The organism is Desulfuromonas sp. TF (genome assembly GCF_000472285.1).
GTDB lineage: Bacteria > Desulfobacterota > Desulfuromonadia > Desulfuromonadales > ATBO01 > ATBO01.
The window spans coordinates 57,088-83,816 of record NZ_KI421414.1 but is presented as its reverse complement, the minus strand read 5'-3'; the positions used below and the strand labels follow the sequence as shown (position 1 = coordinate 83,816).

Below are 26,729 nucleotides of genomic sequence, written 5' to 3'. Positions count from 1 at the left end.
CGTTGCCCCTTACGGCATTTGTGTGAGGTAAAGTTTTAAATGATCTTAGCTGGGTTTCCCACTACCGTCACCCCATCAGGCACATCACGGATCACCGTGGCACCTGCACCGATTATAACGTTCCGGCCGATGGTCAAATTGGGGATCACTGCCGCGCCGGCGCAGACGAAGGTTTCTTCGCCGACACTAACCGAGCCACAGAGGATCGAACCAGGGGCAATGTGCACACCGTCACCTATAATGCAGTCGTGGTCGATGCTGGCTCGGGAATTGACGATGACATTGTCGCCAATGCGGGTGTCGCTGTTGATCACCGCACCGGCCATAACCACCGTTCCGGCGCCAATCTGAACGCCCCGTCCCAACTGCACCGAGGGGTGGACGGCACCAATAAGCTTGAAACCATGGTCAATGAGCCACCCAGCTACCGCTCTGCGTGCACGGTTGCTGCCAATCGCGACGATACCCCTGCGAACCTCGCCGTCAGATAATAGAAGATCATCTTTTCCACCGATAACTGGGTAGCCGAACAAATCCTTTCCCTTTAACTCCAGATTGTCGTCGGCAAGAAAAGCGATATCGAAGAGTCCCTGGCGCTCAATGATGTCCATCACCACCTTGGCATGTCCGCTGGCGCCAAACACAAAGATTTTTTCTTTCTCCGTTCCTCTCACACCTCACCCATTACCGATTTTTGTTCCCATGAATTTCTCAGCCGTCGCCTGCCCTTCCTGACTGATCCCCTCCCGTTTGAAAACTTTGACTATAGTCGTCCAGAGAATTCTGATATCAAGCCAAAACGACCGGTTATCCACATACCACACATCAAGCTTGAATTTCTCCTCCCAACTGATGCCGTTGCGGCCGTTGACTTGAGCCCACCCGGTGATACCTGGGCGGACCTCATGGCGGCGGGCCTGTTCGGAAGTGTAGAGGGGCAGATATTCCATCAGAAGCGGTCTTGGTCCAACTAGGCTCATTTCCCCCTTCAGCACGTTAATCAGTTCGGGCAGTTCGTCCATACTGGTACCCCGCAGAAATTTTCCAAAACCGGTGATGCGTTGGCAGTCTGGAAGCAGGTTACCCTCATACCGTTCTTCTGTCATAGTACGAAATTTATACATGTAGAACGGCTTCCCGTTTAGGCCGGGGCGTTGTTGTCTAAAAAAAACTGGTGAGCCATGATTAACTCTGACAAACAGAGAAAGCACCAACAACAACGGTGAACTTACCAAAAGTCCCAGAAAGGTTGCACAGATATCAAACATACGTTTAGAAAAAGTCATCAGAAGGGTACCATTATTCAAACAATTCATACCGTTTGAGTGCATCAATATACAGTTTTATGTTGTGGCGCGAAAAATGTTGTTCTGCAGTGGCACGTGCTGCGATCTTGTAATTTTTCAATAGTTCACCGTTGTTTGCTAATATAAGTATCGCCCGTTTCATCCCATCAATGTCTCCACTGCGGACAAAGATGCCAGAATTGTTTTTAACTAACATTCTCGACAGATCAGTCTCTTTCCCTGAAATCACTAATGGAACAAGACCAGCTGCCATGTAATAGTATGTCTTACTCGGCACAATACAAGCCTCTGTACCTGATTGATAAGAAACAATCCCGATATCACCTGCAGCCATAGAGTAGGGAAGTGCTTCTTCAGACTGAAACGGCAAAAGAGAAATGTTTTGCAATCCCTCGTCTACCTTGGTTCTCTCCACGAGAGGTCTCTTTGCCCCTTCACCAATGAACAAAAAATGAATAGCCTCATAATCCCTTAATTCTCGAGCAACAGCAAGAATACTTTCTATATCGTGAGTGTTCCCCATATTGCCAGAGTAGAGAACAGTAATTTTTCCTACTTGATCATGCTCAATAGCAAACGCGTTATTATCTTTCGCAAGGGGCTTGATCGTATCAACGTCAGACCAGTTGGGGATAACGATTGCACGTCCAGCAATCGTACGGCTCAGATCGAAACTTTTTTCAAGCAGATGCGCCATATCATCACCTATAGTGAAGACTACACTTGAATTCTCTAACACAAGCCGGTTCATTTTTGTCCAAAGCTGTGAGATCCAACCATTGCGGAGGGTCCCCATTCCCACAAGAAGGTCGGGGTATATGTCATAGACAAGAACTACATAATTTTGTTTTCTAAAAATTTTAAAAAATAGACCTACTAATCCCAGAAAAGGGGGATTGGTAACTATAAACAATAGCGAACTGCTACATAGGGTGAATACGAATAGAAATGCTTTTAGGAAGTAATGAATCCAAGAACATAATCGAGTGAAATAATTTTTGCGATTGTAGGTAGGGGCGGCTACTAAATTTAAATCATTATTATCAACAGATGGTTTCGAGACTGGACCAGAAAACAAGAATACTTGAGCGCATGCCTTTGCTGAATCTTCAACAAGTTCATGAAATAATTTACCAGTGGTTTGATTTAAAAAAATTATGGGCCTAGAATTCTGTTTATTTGGCATAATAGGCGCTTTCAAGGATTGAATTTATTACCATAGGCATGTTCATAACATTCAATTGTCTCTCGAAAACATTTATCCCATGAAAAAGTGTTTCCTTGAATAAGCCCTAATTTAACAATCTCATTTCGGTAAGATTCATTTTTAAGGTCTTGGATTTTAGCTATAATACAAGCAGTAGAAATAGTATCTACCAGTAATCCGGCATTTCCGGCAACCTCAGGAATCGATGAAACGGATGAAGTTATCACTGGGCAACCAGCTTTCATAGCCTCAGCTACTGGAATCCCGAAACCTTCATAACTTGATGGATACAATAAACAATAAGCATAATTATAAAACATGTTAAGATCATTGCTAGAAGGAGACTTGACATGAAAAAGGCGGTCTTTTATTTGAGATAAATTATGGACTTCACTATCTGTAAATTCACCCCCACCAACAACTACAAGTGAAAAGTCTTTCAATTGCTTCACAACGTCAATGATCAAATTGAAATTTTTATAGCTAACTCTACTACCAACGTAAAGAATATATTTTTTCCTTAAAAACTGTTCGTAAGGTCTAGGTGTTGGTAATTGTTTTTCGAGTGGGAAAAATTCATCACCTGCCCCATTGTAAATAACCTTAACTTTATTTGAAGGCAAATGAGGATAAATTGTTAAAAGATCCCTCTTCGTACTTTCAGATACACATATTATAATATCGGATTTATTAAGAGCGATTTTCTTTTGCCATAAATGCAGTTTTTGTTTAAATCCACTAACGAATAATTCATAAATACAATCATGAACAGTGACAACATTTAGAACCTTAGGATTATTGCAGATCCTGAAATAACTTGAGTGAAAAATTGAAGGAGTATCTGTATTTAAGTGAACCGGTAAATATCGAGAAATGCTGATTGGAATATATTTCTGATCTGTTATATTTGAGGGACTAATATTGATCTGCTTCCTAAAAATATTATTAATATCCTTTTTTTTTTCAATAAATGTCACATTATGACCTGAATAAACAGAGCGTTTAACAATTTCAGACCAATATACAGATACCCCTCCGGCTTTCTGTATATTGAATGCAATGTTATCAAGGTATATTCTCATTATATTTCAGACCTCAGAAACCTGATTATTAATTTAGAGGTGAAACTGTTAGGCTCACAATAGTATAATTCTATATCGTATTTGGAATTACAAACGGATCTCGGCTTCTTGATTTTAATTACAGTTTTTTCCTCCAGACAGTCCTATTAATATAGTCGTAATAACTAAGAATAATCCGCAGAACTTTTTGTGAAACATTATCTACATTATAATCGTGCACAACTTTGAAAGGTTTACTAAGCTCTGCTGTTTGGGCCATCACAACTTCTATGGCCATGATGACCGCTTCTGCCTCAAGTCCGCACATGATAAGTGTCCCCTCATCCATCCCCTCTGGCCTCTCATGGGCCTGGCGAATGGTCACCGCAGGGAAATTGAGGATAGATGATTCTTCCATAATGGTACCGCTATCGGAAATAACACAGGCTGCATTCACCTGCAGCTTGACATAATCAGGAAAACCGAGCGGCTTGAGAAATTGTATGCGGCTGTCGAGGTTTGTGGTGCCCTTTTCTTTTAGCCTATTTCTGGTGCGCGGGTGTGTGGAGACAATGACCGGCTTGTCATAGCGTTCAACAATGGTAGAAAGCGATTGCAGCAGATTGGTGAAATTGACCTCGCTGTCCACATTCTCCTCCCGGTGGGCGCTTACCAGGAAATACTCTTTTGTGCGAACATTCAGTCGTGCCAATACATCCGAGGCGTCGATCTGCTCCCGGTGATATGCAAGCACCTCCTGCATGGGAGAACCTGTTTTAATAACTGTTTCGGGCCGCAATCCTTCTGCCAGCAGATAGCGGCGAGCGTGTTCCGTATAGGTCATGTTGATGTCGCTGAGATGATCGACGATCCTGCGGTTGATCTCCTCCGGTACACGCATATCGAAACAGCGGTTACCTGCCTCCATGTGAAAGATCGGTATCTTGCGTCGCTTGGCAGCGATGGCCGCCAGACAGCTGTTGGTATCCCCTAGCAGCAGGAGAGCGTCCGGCTTTTCTATTTCTATAACCTCATCAGCCTTTGCAATCACATTACCGATGGTATGAGCCACGTTTGCGCCGACCGCCTCAAGAAAATAGTCTGGTTTCCTAATGCCCATCTCGTTAAAGAAAATGTCGATCAGTTCATAATCATAATTCTGGCCAGAATGTACCAAGATATGAGTCACATGCCGGTCCAGTTCGCTGATGACCCTACTTAGCTTAATGATCTCCGGCCGGGTACCGACAATAGTCATAACTTTCATGGTCATATGCGAAGCTCCTCGAGCATGGCGTTCCAATCTGGCGGGTTATACATGAAATCGGCCCGGAAGCGGGACGAATCAAGGCTACGATCGCAGCAGAAACTGTCCTCCGGCACTATTTCAATATCATGACCCAGCTTCTCCCGGAACAGGAGAAGCAGTTCGTATTTGTTGATGGGTTCGCTGGATACTTGATAGACACCTGAGGCATTGGGGAACTCTACGAGCATTTTTTCTATAATCCTGCTCATCTCCAGAGTGGTAAAGCCTGTATAGATAGCGTTTGTAAAACCCTTAACCGTGCCTTTCTGGGCCAAAAACCATTCAAGAAGACTCCTGTTGCGGGAAAGCTCCCGCCCGATGATCGATGTGCGCAAGGTCAGGCAGTTGTTGTCATGCACCTCACCCAAATATTTGGTCTTGCCGTACAGGTCTTCAGCATCGGATGGATCACTCTCCAGATAGTTCCCTTTTTTGCCGGAAAAAACACAATCGGTGCTCAGATGGATCAGGCGTGCACCGATCCCTTTGCACAGTATAGCCAAACGATGAGGCAGCAATGCATTGATTTCAAGACTTGGAATGCTTTCTTTGGCATTCGGTCGCTGCTTTACTATGCCAACAGCGTTAACAATTGCCTCTGGTTGAAAGTCGGCGATTACTTCAACAAGTCGTTCCAGAGAACGGATATCGACAGCATCGAACGAATTCTGTTTATTAAATAAGCAGTAAGATGAATAAGCGCCTAAGTCCTGACGTAAGGTTGTTTTTACCTCGTGACGAAGTGAAAGGTGTTTCAGTAATTGGTGTCCGAGCATGCCATCGCCGCCTAAAATTAATATGCGCACCCAACACCTCCTCTAAGTTCCTGCTGAATAAACTCCAACTGCAAGAGTTTTTCTTTTATTTCTGAGATTGTGAGCCTTTGAGTGTTGTGAGAGTTATAATCATCCAACCTTGAAATCTGCTCCTCTCCCTCGGTGAAATATTTCCCGTAATTCAGATCACGTTCATCAGGTACAATCCGGTAGTAGTCACCCATATCTTCTGCTTTTGATAATTCCTCTCTAGTCAGCAGTGTCTCGTACAATTTTTCACCGTGGCGTGTGCCGATCACTTTAATATCCGTCGCTGCGTTAAACAACTCCCTTACTGCAATTGCCAAATCCATGATGGTAGAGGCGGGTGCCTTTTGTACAAAGATATCGCCTTGTCGAGCGTTGCAAAAGGCGTACAACACCAGATCAACAGCATCATCGAGCGACATAAGAAACCGTGTCATGTTCGGGTCCGTAACTGTTAATAGCTTCCCCTCACGAATCTGTTTGATAAAGAGCGGAATAACAGAGCCACGGGATGCCATTACATTGCCGTATCGAGTACCTGTGTAAATCGTTTTTGTTTCGTCAGCCATGCGGGCTTTGGCTGACATTAATTTTTCCATCATTGCTTTTGAAATGCCCATGGCATTAATTGGATAAACTGCTTTATCGGTGCTAAGGGTGATGACTTTTTTCACACCATTTGCCAAGGAAGCATCTAAAACATTTTCAGTACCTAGAACATTTGTGCGGAAGGCCTCCATAGGATAAAACTCACAGGATGGAACCTGTTTCAAAGCGGCTGCATGGAATACATAATCCACTCCGGAGGAAGCAGAGTATACACTTTTATAATTGCGAACATCACCTATATAAAATTTAACTTTGTCATTATTCAACTCAATTCGCATGTCTTCCTGCTTTTTTTCGTCCCGGCTGAAAACACGAATTTCTTTGATGTCGGTATGAAGAAAGCGCCGCAATACTGCATTACCAAAAGAACCGGTGCCACCGGTAATGAGTAATATTTTGTCTTTAAACATAAGGCATACCCAATACTCTTAAAGGGATAATAAGTCGTAGTAAATTTTAGTCAACAGTCTCATTGCAAACAGACTTCAAAGACATAAGATTTTTTTGTAATAAAAAAAGAATTCCTGTACACAATAACACTGGAATCAATATTCTAGTAAATGGAATAAGTTGATATAAAACAGAATATTTTAACGTCATAACACAAGTAGCGTACCAATAGATATAGATAGTACACGCCCACCATTTATTTCTATGGGCAAGAAACCAGCGCGTCAGCATTGCAAACAACGCGCCATTAATTAAACTGCGTATGAATAAATCGAATTCGCCACCCCAAATTGCGCTGTCCACTATAACACCCATCGTTTGAGGTGGCACGATTGCATTAGGAAAATAGTGTCGTGCGTACCAATATTGGGGATGATATGCCGTGTGGTCAAGAAAAGGTATTAACGAAATAAATTCATAAAAAAACATCTGCCAATCCCGAGGCGGAATGTTCCCTTGATCTCGCTCAGCATAAAGATGAAAACCTGTATAGTATATAGCGCCAAACTCAGAAGCTGATTTTATTCCTTCGGTCGCTACTGCGTTTTTAGCGATTTCAAAGCTGTTATCGGAAGAACGTATCAATTCAATTCCAGTGAATAAAATGGCAAGAAAAAGCAAATACAATATACCTTTTTTTAAACTTATCGGGTTTACCTTGAAATGATAGAAACCGATAAAGGCAAGTAATAGAGTTAAAGTTTCTATACGTGATCCGAAAGAATAGACGGTCTCATAGATGCATATAATGGGGACTATTATGAAAATAATAATTCTATATTTCTGGTATTGCCTAAACATTAATGTCATTAAAATGAAATAACTACCGTTTTTAAAAATCAAACACAAATAAACGAATCTGCGAAGAGACCACGAAAGATGGTCAAATCGAGAATAGTGGTCCCAATATGTAGCAACCGGTGATGACAATAATGAAACTGAAATAACGCAAAATATCGTAATCAAACTCATTACTGCTACGATTTGTGAATCTCTAGACATTGAGTTTTCATGTAGAGGCATTGTTGGCATAGTTCCGCCACGCACTGCTATGTAACCAGTCGCTACACCGAAAATAAATAGAAAATGCCGCCAACAGTGAGCACCTAACTCTTCAGGTTGTGGCGATAGGATGGAGAAGTTTAGATTATCGAAACCTATCGGAAAATCAAAGTTTATCGTAAGAAATGTAATGGATGGCAAAATTGTATAAGCCAACGCAAAAACCAGATAGATAAATCCGATTTCACCAAATATAAGGGCCCCCGTCCTAAACCAAAGAACATAAGAGAAAATAATAAAAATAGCTACGGCGGCTAGCAGTGGTACAATTACATACATCTGTTCGGCAGTAAAAATCAATGTAGTCACAATTCCCAGCACAGCCCACAGAGCTACAATGCTGAGGACAAACATACCCCCTACGATAATTTCTTGAGGTTGCTTGACGCAACCTTTTTGGGCGAAATCGATATGATTTTTATTATTTATTTTCATTCTTCTCTTTTTAACGAACTGCTAATTTGCCTAATTTCGGAACTATTTCTACCCCACTCTGAATCGGGAGGGAACAGGCTTCCCTTTCTAAGGGCACGAAAACGATAGAGCAGCGATTTTGAAATTATATTAACTAAGGAAGAAGGCTTCAGATCGGAATAAACTTGATATATATTTTTAGCTGCATGAGATGCATCGAATATATTACAGAGGTTATATGCTTTTCCATCCAAGAGAAAGCCATCCGTATTAATGCCATTACCTTCAAACGGAGTTCTTTTCCTGTAGCGTTTCGCTCGCAGAACTTTTCCCCGAAAGAACTCACCAAACCCATGTTTCTCTGCTATCTCATTAAGTATTTTCAGCTCACGGCAAATCCGCTCTTCCCCATATAATCCATGCGCTAATTCTTTTAATCCTTTAAGTAATACTTCCCTATAATTAATTGGCTGAAAAGAACCATTCCACCCTGGCAGATCCCGGGCAGTGAGCAAATAATCAACCGTCATCAAAGTGATCAATGGCGAATACGGTTGTGAAGCTAACTCCGGGTGCATTGATTTTAATGATACATCCCGAAAAAAAGTTTCCGATCCTTTCTTAGCTTCCTCATCATTAGACAGGTATCCTAACCCTTGTGAAGTAGGTGACATTCCAAAAATTGAAAAAGGTTTTCCAGAAAAGGTATATTGAGGAACCTCACCAGCTAGGACAATTCCTGAATATCCATCAGGAGTCGGGCATGAATAAAAACGTCCATCTGGAGTTCGATTACGAACCCTATCAATTAGTTTTGTTGAGGCAACACCTTTGACATAAAACATTGGGGATTCGATATCACTTAAATAATGAAGGTTCTTTGCTTGCCTATTCAAAAACTCATGAGAGTCGACAATTTTTATCCCTCTTTTGTGGTAGATTACCAATTGTCCGTTTGGACCAGTTACGTTCGGATATGAGTACAAAGGTGCTGGCCATGCAAGTAAATCCATCCCTGTATCGTACAAAATATCTTGCATGCCTTTTATGCCATCAGGCAAAAGACCATCGTCCCCGCCCAAAGCAATTACAAATCCAGGCTTGACTTGCCGCAGAACTAACTCAAAATTTTCACGCATTCCCACTCCGGCGCCCTGCGAAAGATAGCGAATGCGAGAATCTATGCGCGACGCATCTTCAACCACATCCCGGGTATTATCTGTGCTGCCATCATCAGATACTATTATTTCAAGATTATCGTAATTTTGCATCATGCATGTGCGCAAGGTGTGATACAAGTACTTTGCTCGATTTTTGACCGGTATGATTACGGTAAAAAGAGGATATTTATCTTTGTTTTTATCTATCATTTTGATTTCCATAATAAGATATCTTCATGAGTCTTGTTTGCAATATTTTTAAATTTTACAAAGATTAATGTACTCATAACGACAAGCAGGCTAGTTATTCCTAGCCAAACCGCGCTGGAAAAACTGTTTAGACCTAGAGGTAACAACCACCGGGATAATCCAACAATCGGCAAACTGCATAGCAAAGGCGGCAAAACTACGGTACGGTACCATAAAACAAATTCGCCTGATAGTAGCCGCTTATGCATAAGCCATAGCCCTAACGTAACATCCGAAACACCATGCAATACCCAAACGACCGTTGCTCCTACTGTCCCCCACTGATTAATAGCCCAGAACAAGCTGGGGAAACCCAAGCATAAAGCTCCGGTTATCATTGTGGCATGCAGTCGGGTCCACCCCTGTGCTTGTTGAAAAGCCGCCGGTAGCCACATTAATCCGGCTCCTGTAATCCCAACCAATAACCATCGGAATACACTCACAATCGTATTATCGGACCTGCCTATCCATGCCATAAAAATTTCAGGAGCGAACACTACACCAATAATGGCAAAAGGTATTATAATCCCAGCCACTAATCGACATCCCCGATAATACTCCTCCCGCAATCTGACAGAATCGCCCGAAGCAAACAATTCAGCAAATCGCGGGAAATAGGCACGGTAAAAAGGCTGGATTCCCATTTGTAAAAGACCAGTGGCAGTAAAGGCCAATGTGTATTTCCCCAACTCCTCTACAGACACCAACTTACTTAAAAATAATCGATCGACGTTACTCAGCAAAACACCTGCCATCATAGTCAGTGCCATTCCGGCTGAAAATTGCCATAGACTCTTCAGAAAAGAAAATCGGAAGATCGGCTGTCTGCTTCCCACAACGTTTACCATATGCCACAGTACTGCCCGAGTAGCTAAAGTTTGAACCCCTGCGACAAAAGCCTGCACACAAAAAAACCAACCTGGATCCGACCTCCAGAATAATATCGCTACCCCACCACCATATCGAAGGCTGTTTCCAACTATCTGGAGAAAATTCATTCGTCCCTGACTTTGCAATCCAGCCAATCCACTTGAATAAAGCGCGCAAGGAAATTGCAGGCCTAAAGACAACGCCATAATTTTAATCGCAATGGTAACTTGATCTACCGATAAAAAATTGAATTTCAACCAATTATTGGCTATCCATTCAGATAAAAAAAACATTACTATAGTTAGTAATGCTGCTATTGGCCAGTAAACATACTCCAGTGTGCGTAATAGGTCACGTCGCCGGTTACCGCTCTCTTGTCCTTTAGAATTTGCGAACTCCCTTACGAGAGTAGCTCCCAGCCCGAGATCACATAGCGAAAGCACCATTTGCATTAACAGCCAGAATCCCAATAGGCCGTAACCTTCCATGCTTAACAAGGATATATACCATGGCGTCGCAAGGACTATCAGTAGCCCATTCCATCCACCTCCAATCAGATTCGAAGCTATATTCTTGCCTAATCTGTTTGATAATAAAAGTGTACGTAACCCAACAAATGTCGGATTTGAGTTATGTCTCATCGCGTCCTTAATTGATTGATAGCGTAAAAAAGACGTTCTCTAATGAACTTTGAAAAGTGAGAGCACTGCGCTGCTTTTTGGGTCTCTCACCACCCAACGAGTGCACCTGCTGATTTTCAATAACTGTTCAAGAGAGTTGGACTTGTTCAGTCCTTTTACCTCAAGTCCGACAGACTCCTAGGAAGAGTTTCAGCTTCTGCTCTTCGATAGTAGCCACCGCATACTGGAGCATCATCTTCAGCGGAACCAGATTGATCACAAAAAACGTCCAGTTTCTGGTCGCTACGAATAAGCCGAACAAGGTGATATTTTCCGCCCTCTGATTTTCCCAATGGGTGCCTGGGAGGTTCATCTTCCATTGGGAACTTCAGCTCTGAGGCTTTTCTCTTGATGAGAAGAGCTTTTTTCATCACGCTTCACTGCTTGGCACAACATTCGAACGAAGGACCTCGGAACGACCCTTTAGGATAATCCGATGCTGCTCCAGGTACTCCAGGAAAAAAGCAGCCATAGTCATGACCATCGCTGACATAATCAGTGCCAATGCAACAATCAACGGCTTCTTGGGTCGGATATGCTTGGGCGATATGCCGGGGGACTTGGCGAGGCGGGTGCTTTTGATGGAAGCCATCTTCAGCTGCAGGTTTTCCAGTCGGATGCCGGACCCCTCAGCGGTGGTCTGCAACTCCCGAAGTCTCTCCTGCAGATCATTGAGATAGATCTGCTGATTCTGGATCTCGTTGGAATAAAGCAGTACGGACATGGCATCAGAAGGATTGCGTGCCATCGATTTCTGGCGATCATTCAGCAGCGCCCCGATTTTCCCCTGTGTCTCGCCGATCTGTGTCTCGATCAATTCGATTCTTTTAGCGAGTCCCTCTTCCTCAATGCGAGCCAACTTTATCTCGTTCCCAACTTGGCCCTTCTCAACCTCGAGTTTCTCCTGGATTCCGGCGGCAACAACCGCGACCAGCTCACGCAGGGTAACCAATGCTTCGTCGGGATGGCTGCTCTCGATGGTGATCTTGACCAGATTTGTCTGCTGTGGGGTGGTCACTTTGAACTTGGGGAATTTATCTGCGGGGATATTGAGCTTCTCGCGGATGGTCTGATCGTATGCCCCACCGAGAATGCTCACCTTTAAGGACTCGGGAGAAACCACGTTTTTCTCATCGACAATCTGTCCCTTGTCATTGCTGATCGGGCGAGTTCCCGGTTCCAAAATGGCCGAGACCTCGTAAACCTTGGGCAAAAGGAAGGCTATGCCGGCGGCGGCGATGACAGCAATCAAGGTGCCAAAGATGATCAGATTCCTTCTCTTCCAGATTATCCGAAAGAGATCAATAAGTTCAATTTCATCTTCTGCCACTAGCATTCCCTCCCAGAGCTAAAATTTAGTAAACTACGATTTTCCCTTGGAAATTGGGAAGTTAACATATCGACCAAGATCGGTCAATTACAAAATTAATGATAATTAAAGGCTACGGCCCGTGCTTTTTGAAATCCCCCTCTGTCAAAAAAAAACCGAAGTTCAAAAACCTTTACGCCCCTATCCGGAGTTCCCTTCAGGCCAGAGCGCAGGCAATAGAAACCCCGGATCTATGAAAATCCATCGATCAATTTCAGTAGATCGCCGGCTTTCGTTTTCATGAGCCCCTCATCCCCCCTTGCCTCAACATTCAGCCGCAGAACCGGCTCAGTATTGGAACAACGCAGATTGAACCGCCAGTCCGGGAATTCCATGCTCAAACCGTCAGTGAAATCGACGGCGAGCGCGTCAGGCTTGAACGTCTCCTCGATCTTGCGAATGGCGCTCAATGGGTCCCGCAGGCGTCGGTTGATCTCACCGCTGGCCGGAAACCGCATTATCCTCTCCTTGACCAGTTCGGACAGATTCTTCCCGCTTTTAGAGAGAATTTCAAGAACCAGGAGCCAGGGGATCATGCCGCTGTCGCAGTAGGCGAAATCGCGGAAATAATGATGAGCGCTCATCTCCCCACCATAGACCGCATCCTCCTGGCGCATCCGTTCCTTGATGAAGGCATGCCCGGTCTTGCTCTGAATGGGCGTCCCTCCCCCTTTCAAGACCAGGTCGATGGTGTTCCAGATCAGGCGCGGATCGTGGATGATCTTTGCTCCGGGGTTGCGCCGGAGGGCGGCCGAGGCCAGAAGTCCGACGATGTAGTACCCTTCGATGAAGTCCCCCTCCTCGTCGAAGAGAAAGCAGCGGTCGAAATCCCCGTCCCAGGCGATCCCCGCGTCGGCTCCGTTCTCTCGGATCGCCTTGATGGTGGCATCCCGGTTTTCGGGGAGCAGAGGATTGGGGATGCCGTTGGGAAAAGAACCGTCAGGGCGGTGATGAATTTTGATGAACTCGAAGGGAAGATGAGCCTCCAGCAGATCGATGACTGGGCCCGCGCAGCCGTTTCCGGCATTGACCACCACCTTGAGAGGGCTCAGATTCCGAAGGTCGCTGTAACCGAGCAGATGGCGGATATATTTATCCTTGATATCCAGGCCGGTCACCTTCCCCTTGCGGTGGGAAGGTACAAAATCGTTTCGGGCCGTCAGCTCCTTGATGACATCGAGGCCGCTGTCCCCGCTGATCGGCTTCGATCCTTCGCGAACAAGCTTCATGCCATTGTAATCCATGGGGTTATGGCTTGCGGTCACCATGATTCCCCCGTCCATCTTTTCGCTGAAGGTGGCGAAATAAATCTCCTCCGTGCCGCAGAGCCCGATATCGAAAACATCCGACCCGCCGTCGGTGAGTCCGGCGACCAGCGAACGACAGAGAGCTTCGCTGGTCAGGCGCACATCCCGGCCGACGACAACCTTCTGCGGCTTGAGAAATTCGGCATAGGCGCGACCGATGCGGTAGGCTATGTCTTCATTCAATTCGTCGGGAATACGGCCCCTGATGTCGTAGGCCTTAAAAGCTGTCATTTGTCCTTTGTCATTGGTCATTTGTTAAAACCTCAAAGGGTCAATTGGTGCATAGTCATTGTTCAATCGGGCCAATGGACCGTAAGTATGCGTTCAGTTTGGGGGCTAGCTCATCAAGCAGCGGCTTGGTGGATTTGACATGGGAAGTATCGAGAAGGCCTCGGGCGTGAGCGCGGCGCAGCCAGTGTCGAACTTCATACAGCGAACCACGGGCGATTCTAACAAATCGGCGATTGTCCTGATATGTACCTCGGCCAGTTCCTTCAGCTATATTGGCTCCCACACTATCCATGGCCCTGATCAGCTGCTTTCCAACCGTATCCCTGGCTAAAGAATCCCAATTGAGAACAACTTCCCAAATGATGTCGGAAAGCCTTTCAGCAAGTTGGTACACTTGAAGATCTTCAAAACTTCTGACTGGCATTCCCGCTTATGATTTTCACAAAGGACTAATGACCAGTGACAAATGACGCCGCGTCAGCGGCCGTATTTGTCGTCAAACCTCACGATATCATCTTCCCCAAGATAACTCCCCGACTGAACCTCGATGATCTCCAGGGGGATCTTGCCCGGATTTTCGAGACGATGGTTCACTCCGAGCGGGATATAGGTGGACTCGTTTTCACTCAGCGTGAAGGTCTCCTCCCCTCGGGTGACCCTGGCCGTTCCCTTGACGATGACCCAGTGTTCGGCCCTGTGATGGTGCATCTGAAGCGAAAGACTTGCGCCTGGATGGACGGTGATGTGTTTGACCTGAAAGCGCTCGGAGCTGTCGATGCACTCGTAGCTCCCCCACGGCCGGTTTACCCGCCGGTGCAGCAGAGCCTCCCCCCTGCCCTGCGCCTTCAGCTGCTCGACGATGTGCTTCACATCCTGCACGCGGTCCTTGGGAGCGACCAGGACCGCATCGGCCGTTTCCACAACGACGTGATCTTCCAGGCCGACCGCGGCCACCATGCGGCTGCCGGAATACAGATAACAGTTTCTGACATCTCTGGTCAGGACATCTCCGAGGATGGCATTGCCGTCGGCGTCTTTTCCTCCGGCTTCCCAAAGGGCCGACCAGGAGCCCACATCGTTCCATCCCGCATCAAGCGGAAGGACGACCGCATCGGAGGTTTTCTCCATCACCGCATAGTCGATGGAGTCGCCGGGACAGGCTGTGAAGGCATCGGCATCGAGACGAACGAAATCCAGGTCCCGTCCCGCCCCTTCCAGTGCCCTGCGGCAGGACGCCAGCATCTCGGGGGCGAAACGCTCCAATTCCTCGAGAAAGCGGGAGGCGCGGAACATGAACATACCGCTGTTCCAATAATACTCGCCGCTGTTCACGTAAGAGTGGGCGGTGGCCAGATCGGGCTTTTCCACAAACTCGGCCACCGCATAGGCGGTGGCGTCATTGGTCATTTGTCCTTGGTCATTTGTAAAATCGTTATTGACCATTGGTACCTGGTCATTGACTTTGGACAAATACAAAGGACGGCTTTTGTCCGCTCGAATGTACCCATACCCTGTCTCCGGCCCGCGGGGCACGATGCCAAATGTGATCAGCTTACCCTTTTCGGCCCAGGGGACGCCACTCTTCACGACCGAGCGCAAGGCGGCTGCATCCTGGATGATGTGGTCGGCCGGAAGCACCAGCAACACGGGATCTCTTCCGTCTCCCGTGGCCTGAATGGCGGCCACGGCCACGGCCGGGGCCGTATTGCGCCCGACCGGTTCGAGAAGGATGGCTGACGGGCTGTGCTCGGTGGAGCGCAGCTGCTCCGCCACCATGAAACGGTGGTTCTCATTGCATACCACCATAGGCGCCTCCAGCCCTTCAAGGCCGGAAAGACGCATGACTGTTTCCTGCAGCATGGTATGCGGACCCACCAGGGGAAGCAGCTGTTTGGGATAGAGCTCCCGGGAAAGCGGCCAAAGACGGGTCCCGGAGCCCCCTGAAAGAATTACCGGTACGATCATTGACGGATTTTCTCCTTATGAGAGCGACAGGTCGATTCGATTCCTTCCCGCAGGCAGCTTTGGACCGGTCGCAGAAAAAATATGAACGGATGAGGCATCATTGATATACTCTCAAAAACTCAGAGGATGGCTAAGCAAAAATTTCGTCCTATAAGGCTTGGTGGTTTTTCAGGGGCGAAGGCATACATCAGGTATGTCGAGGTCCTGAAAAAACGCCGTAACATCATCATTTGTAATATATAGCATCCATGAAAGGCGCCGCTTCCGCATCTTTCTTTGAAAGCACGGGCTCGACTTCGATCGGCCAGTCAATTCCCAGCTCCGGATCGTTCCATACGATCTCCCGCTCATTTTCCGGTGCATAGTAATCGGTGGTCTTGTACAGAAACTCCGCGGCATCGGAAAGAACCAGGAAACCATGGGCGAATCCTTCGGGAACCCACATCTGACGTTTGTTTTCATCTGAAAGAAGGGTTCCCGACCACTTCCCGAAGGTGGGAGAACTCCGTCTCAAATCGACGGCCACATCGAATACTTCTCCGAAAACGCAGCGCACCAACTTCCCCTGCGGCTGTCTGATCTGATAATGCAGGCCGCGAAGCACCCCCTTTGCGGAGCGGGAGTGATTGTCCTGGACGAATCGTGTCCTCAGACCGGTTTTCTCCTCCCATTGTCTTTCATTGTAACTCTCGAAGAAGAAACCCCGTTCGTCACCGAACACCTTCGGTTCGATGATCAGCACATCGGGGATGGCTGTTTGTATGATGTTCATGAAAGATCCGAAAAGTCGATAAGGTAAAAGGATCAAGGCTAAAGGTTCAAGGCTTGCCAACCAAAGCCGCAGGCGACGGCTGGTTCAAGGTTTTCCCTTGTACCTTTAACCTTTTACCTCGTACCTGATTTTTAAAACCCGTCCCGCAGAATCATGGCGAGATAATCCTGGTAACTGGATTTGGGCGTATCCTCGATGATCCGTTCCATCCCCGCCTTGTCGATAAACCCCATGCGCAGGGCGATCTCTTCGAGGCAGGCGATCTTGAGCCCCTGCCGGGCTTCGAGGGTGCCGATGAAATGGCTGGCCTCCAGCAGGCTCATATGCGTTCCGGTATCGAGCCAGGCGATGCCTCGCCCGAGTTTTTCCACCAGCAGTTCGCCGCGGCGCAGGTATTCGAGATTGACATCGGTTATTTCCAGTTCACCTCGGAGGGACGGCTTCAACTCTCGGGTGATCTCCACCACCTTGTTGTCGTAAAGATAGAGCCCGGGAACGGCATAGTGGGATTTGGGCGCTGCCGGCTTTTCCTCGATGCTGAGGACTTTTCCCTCTTTGTCGAATTCGACCACTCCATAGCGTTCGGGATCGGTGACGGGATATCCGAAGACCTTCGCCCCTCCGGAGAAATGCGCGGCGATCTTGTCCAGACCCATCTTGCCATAGAAAATGTTGTCGCCGAGGATCAGGCAGACCGGGTCATCGTCGATAAATTCGGCGCCGACCAGAAAGGCCTGCGCAATCCCCTTGGGTTCGGGTTGAACCTTATAGGACAGGCGGATTCCCCAGCGTTTTCCGTCCCCGAGGAGGGCCTGAAAACGCGGAGTATCCTGAGGCGTGGAGATGACCAGAATATCATCGATCCCCGCCATCATCAGGGTCGACAGCGGATAATAGATCATCGGCTTGTCGTAAACCGGCTGCAGCTGTTTGCTCGCAACCAGGGTCAGGGGATAAAGGCGGGACCCGGCGCCGCCGGCGAGAATAATTCCTTTTTTGATGCCCATCATATCTAGCTCATTTTCAGTTACGCGTGCGGAAATACACTTCCAGACTCTCCCGCCAGTGGGGCACCGTGGCGCCTGTAGCACGCCGGTACTTTTCCTTGGAGAAGACGGAATAGACCGGCCGGACCGCAGGGAGAGGATATTCATGGGTGGCGATCGGCAGAATCCTTTTCATCTGCAGCGGCGTCCCCGCCCTGAGCAGATGAGCGACGATCGCCTCGGCGAACTCGTACCAGCTGCACTCCCCCTCGTCGGCGAAGTGGTAAATTCCGTGAGGCGTGAGGGGCCTGCCCGCTGAAGCCTTGGCGAAAGCGGGTGACGCGTCTAATTCCAGAAGACCGAAGATCGCCCGGGCCAGATCGTCGGTAAGGGTCGGAGAACCGACCTGGTCGTCAACGATTCGGAGTTCGTCCCGATCTTTCGCCAGTCGAACAATGGTCTCGACGAAATTCTTACCGCCCGGACCGTACAGCCAGCTGGTGCGGATGATAAAGAATTTCTCCAGGCCGCTTTGCAGGATCGCCTGCTCTCCCAGAAGCTTGGAACGGCCATAGGCCGATTGGGGGTTGGGAGCGTCCTCTTCAGTATACGGACTGTTCTTCGTGCCGTCGAAGACATAGTCGGTGGAGACATGCACCAGCGTCGCACCGAACTCCTTCGCCGCTTCAGCCAGATGGCCGGGCCCACGTCCGTTGACCAGAAGGGCGGTCTCTTCGTTCGTCTCGCAGCCATCGACGTTGGTGTATGCGGCGCAGTTGACGATCACGTCCGGTCGGACCTGATTCATCACCGAAAGGACCCGATCCTTATCGGTAAGATCGAAATCCGGAAGATCCAGGAGGACGAGGTCGTAATTTTCCGGAGCTAGACTCCGCACCGCGCCGGCCAGCATGCCGTTGGCCCCCACCAATGCGAGGCGGACTTTTTGTTCTTCTTCCCTTCTCACAGAACCTCACACCCGTATTGCCTCTCGTAATACTCCTGATAGGAACCATCCAGGACGGAAGCGACCCACTCCGGATGCTCAAGAAACCATTCGATGGTGCGGCGAATCCCTTCCTCGAAGGTGACCGAGGGCTGCCAGCCCAGCTCTTCCTTCAGTTTTGAGGCGTCTATCGCATATCGGCGGTCGTGGCCCGGGCGATCTTTGACGAAGTGAATGAGGGAGCGCCGGGGCTCCCCGCCGGAAAGGAGCCCCACCTTTTCATCCAGCAGATCGCAGATGGTCAGGACCACTTCGATGTTCTGCTTCTCGTTGTTGCCGCCGACATTATAGGTTTCCCCCACCCTGCCCTTTTCCAGAACGGCGAGGATCGCTTCGCAGTGATCGACGACGTAGAGCCAGTCGCGAACGTTCTTGCCGTCGCCGTAGACGGGGAGCTGCCTGCCGTTGAGAGCGTTGTTGATGATCAGGGGAATGAGCTTTTCGGGAAAATGGTAGGGTCCATAGTTGTTGGAGCAGTTGGTGATCAGAGTGGGCAGACCGTAGGTGTGATGGTAGGCGCTGACCAGGTGATCCGAGGAGGCCTTGCTGGCCGAATAGGGAGAGCGGGGGTCGAAGGGGGTTTCCTCGGTGAAAAATCCCGTTTCCCCCAGGGACCCGTAGACCTCGTCGGTGCTGACATGGAGGAAGCGTGAGGCGTGAGGTGTGAGGCGCTTGTCCGCCGAAGCGCTGGCGAAGGCGGATGAGGCGTTACCGAGCCATGCTTTGCGGGCGGCCTGCAATAAAGTGAAGGTCCCGACGATGTTGGTCCGGATGAACTCGTCCGGTCCGGAGATGCTGCGGTCGACGTGGGATTCGGCGGCGAAATGGACCACCGTGTCAATCGATTCCTCGGCGAAAATACGCTCCACCAGTTCCCCATTGCAGATATCCCCTCTGACGAAACGGTAACGGGGATCATTCTCCACATCGGAAAGATTTTTCGGATTGCCGGCATAGGTCAGTTTGTCCAGATTGACGATCCGGCAGCCGGGAAGCTTTTCCAAGGCGCAGCGCACGAAATTGGAACCGATAAAGCCGCAGCCGCCGGTGGCGAGTATATTCTTCATATTTCATCCCTCAGAGTTGAATCCGCTCAATTTAAAGACTCCAGTAGATCAGTCCTTCGGCCTCAACGTCGTTCCCATTCAAAACGGCCTTGACGTCGATGACCACGCCCTTTCCGTTGCCGCTCGTGCAAAACTGGCGCAACCGTGCGGGATCAAGGGATTGAAAAGCCTGATGCGCAACGGCCCAGACCACCCCGTCGAATTTTCCGGCGACCTCGATGTCGACCAAGTCGATCCCGTATTCGTGCCGGGCCTCCTCGGCGGATGCAACGGGGTCGTGCACCAGGACTTCCACGCCGTACTCCCGCAGCTCCTCGATGATATCGATCACGCGGGTATTGCGTATATCCGGAACGTTCTCCTTGAATGTCAATCCCAACACGAGAACCCTGGCCCCCTTCACCGTCTTGTCAGCCTGGATGAGTTTCTTGACGGTCATTTCGGCCACGTATTTTCCCATCTCGTCGTTGATGCGGCGCCCCGCCATGATCACCTGGGGATGGTATCCGATCTCTTCGGCCTTGTGGGTCAGATAGTAGGGATCGACGCCTATGCAGTGACCTCCGACCAGACCGGGAAAGAATTTCAGGAAATTCCATTTGGTTCCGGCGGCTTCCAGAACATCCCTGGTGGAAATCCCCAGCCGGTTGAAAATGAGTGCCAGCTCGTTCATCAGGGCGATATTGAGGTCTCGCTGGGTGTTCTCGATTACTTTTGCCGCTTCCGCCACCTTGATGCTGGAGGCGCGATGAACCCCTGCATCGACCACCATCTCGTAGACCTTCGCCACCGTCTCCAGGGTCTCGGCATCCTGGCCGGAGACCACCTTGACGATCTTGTCCACCGTATGAACCTTGTCGCCGGGGTTGATCCTTTCCGGGGAATAGCCGACCTTGAAATCGGCCCCGCATTTGAGGCCGGACTCCTGCTCCAGAATCGGCACGCAGATCTCCTCGGTCACGCCCGGATAAACCGTCGATTCATAGACGATGATGGAGCCTCGGGAGAGAGACTTTCCGATGCTGCGGGAGGCCGAGACAACCGGCGTCAGATCCGGCTTTTTGTATTTGTCGATGGGTGTGGGTACCGTGACGATAAAAAAGGAAGCTTCTTTGAGGCGTCCGGCATCGATCGTATAGTCGATGCGCGTCGAGGCAAGATCCTCGGTTGTGAGTTCGCCCGTGGCATCGAAGCCGCCGCGCAATTCTTCGATCTTTTTGACACTGATATCGAAACCGATGACCTTGGCCTGACGGCCGAAGGCGGCGGCCAGCGGCAGTCCGACGTACCCCAGGCCGATGACAGCGATCGCTGCTTTCCCTTGCCGAATCTGCGTCTCCGTAACCATGCTTTCCATTCATTCCCCCTGGAAAAGAAATCCCTTGCACCTTATCCTGCAGAAAAGCCTTGTAGGCCGGGATAAAGGCGTCAGCCGTTCCCGGCATACCTTGGGCTGCCGGAAACGCTTCGCTTATTCCGGCCTACACTGGAACCCGGCTCACCCGTCAAAAACACGCAAGCTACCATGATTCTCATTTAGGAACAATTCTTTTAAATGAATCTTCACTTCTGCGCCGGGTTTCGGGCAAGGATGAAATCCGCCGCATCCACGAGATCGGCGAAACGCCGAACCCGGTCGGAAGATATTTTTGCCGACTCCGTTTTTCCGTATCCCGTCAGGACCATGAGCGGAAGGCATCCGGCCACTTCACCGGCTTCAACATCGGCTATCTTGTCCCCGATCATATAGGATCGGGAAAGATCGATCCCATGCTCCCGTGCAGCCCGCAGCAGCATTCCCGGACGCCCTTTACGGCAGTCGCACTCCCGTCGATACTCTCCGACCCCCTCGACGGGATGATGGGGGCAAACGTAAATACCGTCGACTGCGGCGCCGACGGTTTCCAATACCCTCTGCATGTGCCGGTGGAGGATGGCCACCTCCTCCAGAGTGTAGTACCCCCTTGCCACGCCGGACTGGTTGGTGACCACAATAACCAGAAAACCGGCCTCCTTCAGGCGACGGATCGCCTCTGCGGCCCCGGGGATGAACACGAAATCCTCGATGCGGTGGAGGTAGTCCTTCTCCTCATTGATGGTGCCGTCGCGGTCGAGGAAGACCGCTCGACGCTTCGCTGAGGGAATCAAGGCAGGCCGCCTTCTTCACCGTAGTGCTGCAGAATTTTTTCGATGATGTTGGTGGTGGATTTGCCGTCGACGAACTGGATGAGCTCCACCCGGCCGCCGTAGCTCTCGACAAGATCCTTGCCGACCACCCCTTCGGGAGAGTAGTCTCCGCCTTTGACCAGGATTTTCGGCCTCAGGGCTTCGATCAGCTCAAGCGGCGTATCCTCGTCGAAGACCACCAGGTAGTCTATGCAGTCCAGGGCTGCCAGGATATGGGCTCTTTCATCCTGATTGATCAGGGGACGTCTGGGTCCTTTCAGGCGACGGATGGACTCGTCGGAGTTGAGCCCGAGCACCAGCAGATCCCCGAGCCGGCGGGCTTTCTGCAGATATTTGACATGCCCGACGTGAAGCAGGTCGAAGCAGCCGTTAGTGAACACGACAGTTCTGCCCTTTTCCCGTTCCATTTCCAGAATACCGGCCAAAACTTCCCGATCCTTTATTTTCAGGTCCGTATCCTGGTGCCGGCGCCCGATCACCTCCAGGATCTCTCCGTGAGAAACGGTGGAGGTCCCCACCTTGCCCACCACGATCCCCGCAGCCACGTTGGCGAGCCGGGCCGCCTCCTCCAGGGAAAGCTCCCCGGCCAGCCCCAGGCCCATCATGGCCAGAACGGTGTCGCCTGCCCCGGAAACATCGTAGACTTCCCGGGCCTCGGTCGGCAGATGAATTTCCTCGCCATCACGAGGGAACAGGGTCATCCCTTCCTCGCTGCGGGTCAGAACCAGCGCTTCGAGATCGAGTGCCTCGGCCAGGAATCGTCCGGCCTGGAGCAGACTGGCTTCATCGACGATGGCGATGTGCGAAGCGGTCTGCGCCTCCTTCCGGTTCGGGGTCAGAAGGGTCGCTCCGCGATATTTGCGGAAGTCGCTCCCCTTGGGATCGATCACCACGGGGATCCCCTTCTCCCGACCAATGGCGACGATTTCCTTCAGGAGCCCTTCAGTAAGGACCCCTTTGAGATAGTCGGAAACCAGGATCACCTGGAAATCCTCCGCCACTCTCCGCACATGATCGGCCAGCCGGGCTTCCATCTCCGGGGAAATTGGATTCTGGCTCTCCCGGTCTATCCGCAGCATCTGCTGGTTGCTGGCCAGGATGCGTGTCTTACGGCTGGTGGTTCGATCGGGAGACATGAGAACCCCTTGAATGCCGACGGATTTTTCCTCCAGCAGGCGGCGCAGCAGTCTGCCGTCGGCATCATCGCCGAGAACGCCGGCGACATGGACCTGGCACCCCAGCGTCATCAGGTTGTTGATCACGTTCCCCGCGCCGCCGAGCCGCAGGTCCTCCCGGGATATATCCACCACCTGCACGGGCGCCTCCGGGGAAATTCTTTCGGTCTTCCCCCAGAGGTATTCGTCCAGCATCAGATCGCCGATCACCAGGGCCCTGATCTGCCTGATACGGCTCAGAAAACGTTCAACGAGTTGACGGTCCATAATATCCAGGTTCAAGGTAAAAGGTTAAAGGTTCAAGGTTTAGAGGCGCATGCAAAACGTCGCTTCCTCGTTACCAAACATCTAGATTCTCAAATTCCATTCTCCCCTCCTTTTTTCCTTTAACCTTTCACCTTTTACCTGTTTTTTCAAGCACAGCCGCCGCAAAGAGCGGGATATTGATCTCGTGGTGACCGGTGATGGTGTATCCCCGGCCGCTCCCTGATGTCGGTCGTTTGACCACGTTCTGGAGGGGTCGGTAGTGCTGGATCATGTCGAAGTTGGCAGTGGTGAATCCATCGACATGATGTCCCAGATTCTGCGCGATGGAAAGGGCTTTCAGGAAAACCTCCGGCAGAAGCACCGCCGAGCCGACGTTTAGCCATACGCCGCCGTCCCCCAAGTCGGCCACCACGGAGGTCAGCAGTCGGAAATCCCTTGCCGTCATCTCTCCCGTGACCCCGCCGTCGAATTCAGGGTGTTGGTGGATGATGTCGGTGCCGATGGCCACGTGCACGGTGACGGGAATGCCCTTCTCCACGCAGGCGGACAGCAGACTGTACTCTTTGTGAAGATGGTCATTATCGATGATTCGCCGGCCGATCGCCTCGCCGAATCCGATTCCCTGCTCCAGACCCTCTCTGAGCGCTCGGTTCATTCCCCCCCCCGTCTCCTCCGAGAAACCGAAATCCCCCGAATGCAGCACTGCGCCCACATCCTCAGAGGTGGCGCCGACCAGCGAGACCTCGAAGTCATGGATGGAGGCGGAACCGTTCATGGCCACCGCGGTAACCACGTCGGCCTCGATCAAAGCCTTCAGAACCGGCTGCAGACCGCACTTGATGACATGCCCTCCCATCGCCAGGATTACCGGCCTCCCCTTTTCGCGGGCATTCACGACGGCATCGACCACTCCCCTCAGGCTGTCGGCGCCGAGGAGCCGTGGGAGGCGTTCGTAGAAATCCAGGAAGGACATCCCGTCCGTCGGAGCAACAGCGAAATGCTCTGAGATGTTGACCTTATTGTCACGGGTTTTGATGGAATAGGTTTTGATTCCAGAAAGGTCTATGGGTTTGTAGGGGTTCTTTTCCTTATTCATCATCTTTTCTTCCGCCAAAGAGGTTCCGTTCCACCAGATCGCAAATGATGTGGATGATGGTCAGGTGGGCCTCCTGGATTCTAGGCGTCTCCTGAACCGGCACCGTCAGGTTCACATCGACGATTCCGGCGATGTTCCCCCCCTCCCGGCCGAGAAGACCGATGGTGCTGCACCCCATCTCATTGGCGGCGGTGAGGGCGTGGAAAACGTTGTTCGAATGTCCGCTTGTGGAAATACCGATCACCACATCTCCAGGCCGGGCAAGAGCTTCCACCTGCCGCTTGAAAATTTCGTCGAAGCCGTAATCGTTCCCGACCGCGGTCAGGATCGAAGTATCGGTGGTCAGTGCAACGGCTGGCAGGGCTTTCCGCTCCAGCAGGAAACGCCCCACGAATTCCGCCGCCATGTGCTGAGCGTCGGCGGCCGACCCTCCGTTGCCCATGATCAGAAGTTGGTTCCCCCTTTTCAAGGCGGACACCAACAGGGTGCAGCAACGCTCGATAGTCGGAGCCATGGACTCCGCCACCAACCGAATGGTCTCGATGTGACGCTGAAGCTGGATTTCGATTTCTTCAATTCCGTTCATGATTTCTTCCGATAGATGAAGGCGATATTTTTGGGGCTCTCAATCATTTTCCATATTTCGTAATATTCGAAGGCCAGGGGCTCGGGCAATCTCTTTTTTGAATCCTCGATGACCAGCAGGTCGATTTTATCCTTTACGGCAATCTGCTCCATCTCCCGGTAATCTTTTCCATCGAAATGAAGGTAATTTACTCCGCGCCCGGAATAAAAGGGTATACGCCTGTCTGTGCAGATCATGGAAATAGCATCAGATTCCGGCTGGCGGTCCAGCCAAAGGCCTGCTTGCTTGACCGCATCGTCTTCTTCTCTCCATGTCACATCCACGGATTTAACGAAGGGGACCAGGACAAAAATGAGAAGCAGGGACAGCACGGCAATCCGGGGACGAGCAGTATTGTGAGCCCGATCGAAAAACCTGGCGATTCCGACTCCGATCCAGGGAAGGAAAAGTATGGCGGGCACAATGAGATACCGCGTATCGATGAAATTCATCTTCACATGATAGATATAACATGCCACCACATATGCGGCGCTGAGGGCCAACAGGAAAACATGCCCTCGATTCAATCCGCACCTGCCGGCAAACCCTGCCACAAAGGGTATGACCATGTACGGAAAGAGGATCTTGAAAATACCTTGAAACAGTCCGAGCAGATAGATCAACCAGAGATTGTAGCGGGTAATTTCAGAGAAGCTTCGACTCAGCGACCAACCCGGCATGGTCTGTTCCAAATCCTTCATCTGTTCATAGATAGTCCGATAACTATCGAGAAAGTTGAGATGAAGAAAACCTTCAAAATACTTGGCAATCTCGCTGATGCGGTTAAAGGAAAAAACCTGCGTGTCGGCAGCTAACTGGAAGATAAGGAATAGAATCGCCGGAACCGAAAGGAAAAGGCCGATTCCCTTCAAACGGGTCATTCTCTCTTTTCGGTCCCAAACCAAAAGGATAACGAGGACAACCAGGAAGGCCAACGGAAACACGACGGCTTCAATCCGGCACAGGAAGGCCGAAATGGAAAATATCGAGGCAAAGATGTAATCCCTTGTTCTGCTTTGGGTAACGGCGCATACGCCGAAATAAAGCGCCCACGAGAAGAAGAAGAGGAAAGCGGGATCACGAACGACATCCGTGGCAAGATCGTTGAACCAGGGAGCGACCACAAAGACCATTCCTCCCCAGAAGGCCTCAGCCGGCCCGAAGAGAAGGCGAATCGTCATGTAAAGCGGGATGACCGCGAGACCCAGGGCGAGAAAGGAAATCGTCTGGCCGGCAAGAACCCATTGTGGTATGACCCAGTGCGAAACCACGATCAGAAGGGAATAAAAGGGCATGGGGTAGATGGACAGCCCTTCCCTGAAATTCCCTTTTGCAAATTCCTGCGCGGCGCTTATATAAAGAGTTCCGTCGTCGTTGACTACGTCGGAGCAGGCAACCATGATCCCCTTGAGCAGCAAGGAGATGAACAGAAGCAGGTAAAGCCCCCGACGGTCATCCGGCCATCGCTTCCAATTTTCCATCCGCTCTACTCCCT

At 50.0% G+C, this 26,729-nt stretch carries 24 protein-coding genes and 1 pseudogene; all 25 read right to left on the bottom strand.

Annotated elements, in window-relative coordinates; all coding sequences use genetic code 11:
• Positions 1-35 precede the first annotated feature (35 nt).
• Positions 36-674, bottom strand: coding sequence for an acetyltransferase (locus tag DTF_RS0105500; RefSeq protein ID WP_035055873.1), 639 nt, complete (start codon positions 672-674; stop codon positions 36-38).
• Positions 675-677: 3 nt separating this feature from the next.
• Complete coding sequence (locus DTF_RS0105495; RefSeq protein ID WP_035055872.1) at positions 678-1,286, bottom strand: sugar transferase; 609 nt, start codon at positions 1,284-1,286, stop codon at positions 678-680.
• A 13-nt stretch (positions 1,287-1,299) separates the two neighbouring features.
• Entirely contained in the window at positions 1,300-2,493 is a 1,194-nt protein-coding gene (locus DTF_RS25990) for a glycosyltransferase family 4 protein (protein ID WP_081702812.1), read from the bottom strand.
• A gap of 11 nt (positions 2,494-2,504) precedes the next feature.
• Positions 2,505-3,596, bottom strand: coding sequence for a glycosyltransferase family 1 protein (locus tag DTF_RS25985; RefSeq protein WP_081702811.1), 1,092 nt, complete (start codon positions 3,594-3,596; stop codon positions 2,505-2,507).
• A 118-nt stretch (positions 3,597-3,714) separates the two neighbouring features.
• Complete coding sequence (gene wecB, locus DTF_RS0105485; protein ID WP_027714514.1) at positions 3,715-4,848, bottom strand: non-hydrolyzing UDP-N-acetylglucosamine 2-epimerase; 1,134 nt, start codon at positions 4,846-4,848, stop codon at positions 3,715-3,717.
• Entirely contained in the window at positions 4,845-5,690 is an 846-nt protein-coding gene (locus DTF_RS0105480) for an SDR family oxidoreductase (protein WP_027714513.1), read from the bottom strand. Before DTF_RS0105480 ends, wecB begins: the two co-directional genes overlap by 4 nt.
• Positions 5,678-6,706, bottom strand: a complete 1,029-nt coding sequence (locus DTF_RS0105475; RefSeq protein ID WP_027714512.1) for a polysaccharide biosynthesis protein — start codon at positions 6,704-6,706, stop codon at positions 5,678-5,680. Before DTF_RS0105475 ends, DTF_RS0105480 begins: the two co-directional genes overlap by 13 nt.
• A 46-nt stretch (positions 6,707-6,752) precedes the next feature.
• Positions 6,753-8,243, bottom strand: coding sequence for a hypothetical protein (locus DTF_RS0105470; protein WP_027714511.1), 1,491 nt, complete (start codon positions 8,241-8,243; stop codon positions 6,753-6,755).
• Positions 8,240-9,604 (bottom strand): glycosyltransferase family A protein, encoded by a 1,365-nt coding sequence (locus DTF_RS25980; protein ID WP_226989180.1) that lies wholly within the window; start codon positions 9,602-9,604, stop codon positions 8,240-8,242. The genes DTF_RS0105470 and DTF_RS25980 overlap by 4 nt, the downstream gene beginning before the upstream one ends.
• Positions 9,589-11,142, bottom strand: coding sequence for a lipopolysaccharide biosynthesis protein (locus DTF_RS25975; RefSeq protein WP_081702809.1), 1,554 nt, complete (start codon positions 11,140-11,142; stop codon positions 9,589-9,591). Before DTF_RS25975 ends, DTF_RS25980 begins: the two co-directional genes overlap by 16 nt.
• Positions 11,143-11,302: 160 nt before the next feature.
• Positions 11,303-11,516: pseudogene (locus DTF_RS27065) on the bottom strand (IS481 family transposase); the annotation flags it as partial.
• 35 nt (positions 11,517-11,551) lie between these two features.
• The gene (locus DTF_RS0105455; protein WP_081702808.1) at positions 11,552-12,517 is read right to left on the bottom strand and encodes a Wzz/FepE/Etk N-terminal domain-containing protein; all 966 of its coding nucleotides are present in this window, start codon (positions 12,515-12,517) and stop codon (positions 11,552-11,554) included.
• 224 nt (positions 12,518-12,741) lie between these two features.
• Positions 12,742-14,088: a phosphomannomutase gene (locus DTF_RS0105450; RefSeq protein ID WP_304412849.1), complete on the bottom strand. Its 1,347-nt coding sequence runs from the start codon at positions 14,086-14,088 to the stop codon at positions 12,742-12,744.
• 55 nt (positions 14,089-14,143) lie between these two features.
• Positions 14,144-14,512 carry a four helix bundle protein gene (locus tag DTF_RS25970; RefSeq protein ID WP_081702807.1) on the bottom strand — a complete coding sequence of 123 codons (369 nt, stop codon included), beginning with the start codon at positions 14,510-14,512 and terminating at the stop codon, positions 14,144-14,146.
• 53 nt (positions 14,513-14,565) lie between these two features.
• Positions 14,566-16,053 (bottom strand): mannose-1-phosphate guanylyltransferase/mannose-6-phosphate isomerase, encoded by a 1,488-nt coding sequence (locus tag DTF_RS0105445; protein WP_027714506.1) that lies wholly within the window; start codon positions 16,051-16,053, stop codon positions 14,566-14,568.
• A 226-nt stretch (positions 16,054-16,279) separates the two neighbouring features.
• Positions 16,280-16,825 (bottom strand): dTDP-4-dehydrorhamnose 3,5-epimerase, encoded by a 546-nt coding sequence (gene rfbC, locus DTF_RS0105440; RefSeq protein ID WP_027714505.1) that lies wholly within the window; start codon positions 16,823-16,825, stop codon positions 16,280-16,282.
• A gap of 131 nt (positions 16,826-16,956) precedes the next feature.
• Positions 16,957-17,832, bottom strand: coding sequence for a glucose-1-phosphate thymidylyltransferase RfbA (gene rfbA, locus DTF_RS0105435; protein WP_027714504.1), 876 nt, complete (start codon positions 17,830-17,832; stop codon positions 16,957-16,959).
• Positions 17,833-17,848: 16 nt separating this feature from the next.
• Positions 17,849-18,778 carry a dTDP-4-dehydrorhamnose reductase gene (gene rfbD, locus DTF_RS0105430; protein WP_027714503.1) on the bottom strand — a complete coding sequence of 310 codons (930 nt, stop codon included), beginning with the start codon at positions 18,776-18,778 and terminating at the stop codon, positions 17,849-17,851.
• Entirely contained in the window at positions 18,775-19,884 is a 1,110-nt protein-coding gene (gene rfbB / locus DTF_RS0105425) for a dTDP-glucose 4,6-dehydratase (protein ID WP_027714502.1), read from the bottom strand. Before rfbB ends, rfbD begins: the two co-directional genes overlap by 4 nt.
• Before the next feature lie 31 nt (positions 19,885-19,915).
• Positions 19,916-21,232 (bottom strand): nucleotide sugar dehydrogenase, encoded by a 1,317-nt coding sequence (locus DTF_RS0105420; RefSeq protein ID WP_155890728.1) that lies wholly within the window; start codon positions 21,230-21,232, stop codon positions 19,916-19,918.
• Positions 21,233-21,447: 215 nt separating this feature from the next.
• Entirely contained in the window at positions 21,448-22,029 is a 582-nt protein-coding gene (gene gmhB, locus DTF_RS0105415) for a D-glycero-beta-D-manno-heptose 1,7-bisphosphate 7-phosphatase (RefSeq protein ID WP_369798549.1), read from the bottom strand.
• On the bottom strand, positions 22,029-23,513 hold the full coding sequence (gene hldE / locus DTF_RS0105410; protein ID WP_027714499.1) for a bifunctional D-glycero-beta-D-manno-heptose-7-phosphate kinase/D-glycero-beta-D-manno-heptose 1-phosphate adenylyltransferase HldE: 1,485 nt from the start codon (positions 23,511-23,513) through the stop codon (positions 22,029-22,031). Before hldE ends, gmhB begins: the two co-directional genes overlap by 1 nt.
• Positions 23,514-23,640: 127 nt before the next feature.
• Positions 23,641-24,612: a hypothetical protein gene (locus DTF_RS0105405; protein WP_027714498.1), complete on the bottom strand. Its 972-nt coding sequence runs from the start codon at positions 24,610-24,612 to the stop codon at positions 23,641-23,643.
• Positions 24,602-25,195: a D-sedoheptulose 7-phosphate isomerase gene (gene gmhA / locus DTF_RS0105400; RefSeq protein ID WP_027714497.1), complete on the bottom strand. Its 594-nt coding sequence runs from the start codon at positions 25,193-25,195 to the stop codon at positions 24,602-24,604. The genes DTF_RS0105405 and gmhA overlap by 11 nt, the downstream gene beginning before the upstream one ends.
• A complete protein-coding gene (locus DTF_RS0105395; RefSeq protein ID WP_027714496.1) occupies positions 25,192-26,715 on the bottom strand; it encodes a glycosyltransferase family 39 protein in 1,524 nt (507 codons plus the stop codon). The genes gmhA and DTF_RS0105395 overlap by 4 nt, the downstream gene beginning before the upstream one ends.
• Positions 26,716-26,729: the final 14 nt, after the last annotated feature.

Excerpts from the sequence above, each read along its gene's own strand:
- DTF_RS0105450 (WP_304412849.1), bottom strand. The coding sequence starts at position 14,088 with ATGACAGCTTTTAAGGCCTACGACATCAGGGGCCGTATTCCCGACGAA.
- DTF_RS0105495 (WP_035055872.1), bottom strand. The coding sequence starts at position 1,286 with ATGACTTTTTCTAAACGTATGTTTGATATCTGTGCAACCTTTCTGGGA.
- wecB (WP_027714514.1), bottom strand. The coding sequence starts at position 4,848 with ATGACCATGAAAGTTATGACTATTGTCGGTACCCGGCCGGAGATCATT.
- DTF_RS0105470 (WP_027714511.1), bottom strand. The coding sequence starts at position 8,243 with ATGAAAATAAATAATAAAAATCATATCGATTTCGCCCAAAAAGGTTGC.
- DTF_RS0105455 (WP_081702808.1), bottom strand. The coding sequence starts at position 12,517 with ATGCTAGTGGCAGAAGATGAAATTGAACTTATTGATCTCTTTCGGATA.
- DTF_RS25975 (WP_081702809.1), bottom strand. The coding sequence starts at position 11,142 with ATGAGACATAACTCAAATCCGACATTTGTTGGGTTACGTACACTTTTA.
- gmhA (WP_027714497.1), bottom strand. The coding sequence starts at position 25,195 with ATGAACGGAATTGAAGAAATCGAAATCCAGCTTCAGCGTCACATCGAG.
- rfbB (WP_027714502.1), bottom strand. The coding sequence starts at position 19,884 with ATGAAGAATATACTCGCCACCGGCGGCTGCGGCTTTATCGGTTCCAAT.
- DTF_RS25990 (WP_081702812.1), bottom strand. The coding sequence starts at position 2,493 with ATGCCAAATAAACAGAATTCTAGGCCCATAATTTTTTTAAATCAAACC.
- DTF_RS0105420 (WP_155890728.1), bottom strand. The coding sequence starts at position 21,232 with ATGGTTACGGAGACGCAGATTCGGCAAGGGAAAGCAGCGATCGCTGTC.
- DTF_RS25980 (WP_226989180.1), bottom strand. The coding sequence starts at position 9,604 with ATGGAAATCAAAATGATAGATAAAAACAAAGATAAATATCCTCTTTTT.
- DTF_RS0105475 (WP_027714512.1), bottom strand. The coding sequence starts at position 6,706 with ATGTTTAAAGACAAAATATTACTCATTACCGGTGGCACCGGTTCTTTT.
- DTF_RS25985 (WP_081702811.1), bottom strand. The coding sequence starts at position 3,596 with ATGAGAATATACCTTGATAACATTGCATTCAATATACAGAAAGCCGGA.
- rfbC (WP_027714505.1), bottom strand. The coding sequence starts at position 16,825 with ATGAACATCATACAAACAGCCATCCCCGATGTGCTGATCATCGAACCG.
- rfbA (WP_027714504.1), bottom strand. The coding sequence starts at position 17,832 with ATGGGCATCAAAAAAGGAATTATTCTCGCCGGCGGCGCCGGGTCCCGC.
- hldE (WP_027714499.1), bottom strand. The coding sequence starts at position 23,513 with ATGGACCGTCAACTCGTTGAACGTTTTCTGAGCCGTATCAGGCAGATC.
- DTF_RS0105405 (WP_027714498.1), bottom strand. The coding sequence starts at position 24,612 with ATGATGAATAAGGAAAAGAACCCCTACAAACCCATAGACCTTTCTGGA.
- DTF_RS0105395 (WP_027714496.1), bottom strand. The coding sequence starts at position 26,715 with ATGGAAAATTGGAAGCGATGGCCGGATGACCGTCGGGGGCTTTACCTG.
- DTF_RS25970 (WP_081702807.1), bottom strand. The coding sequence starts at position 14,512 with ATGCCAGTCAGAAGTTTTGAAGATCTTCAAGTGTACCAACTTGCTGAA.
- DTF_RS0105445 (WP_027714506.1), bottom strand. The coding sequence starts at position 16,053 with ATGATCGTACCGGTAATTCTTTCAGGGGGCTCCGGGACCCGTCTTTGG.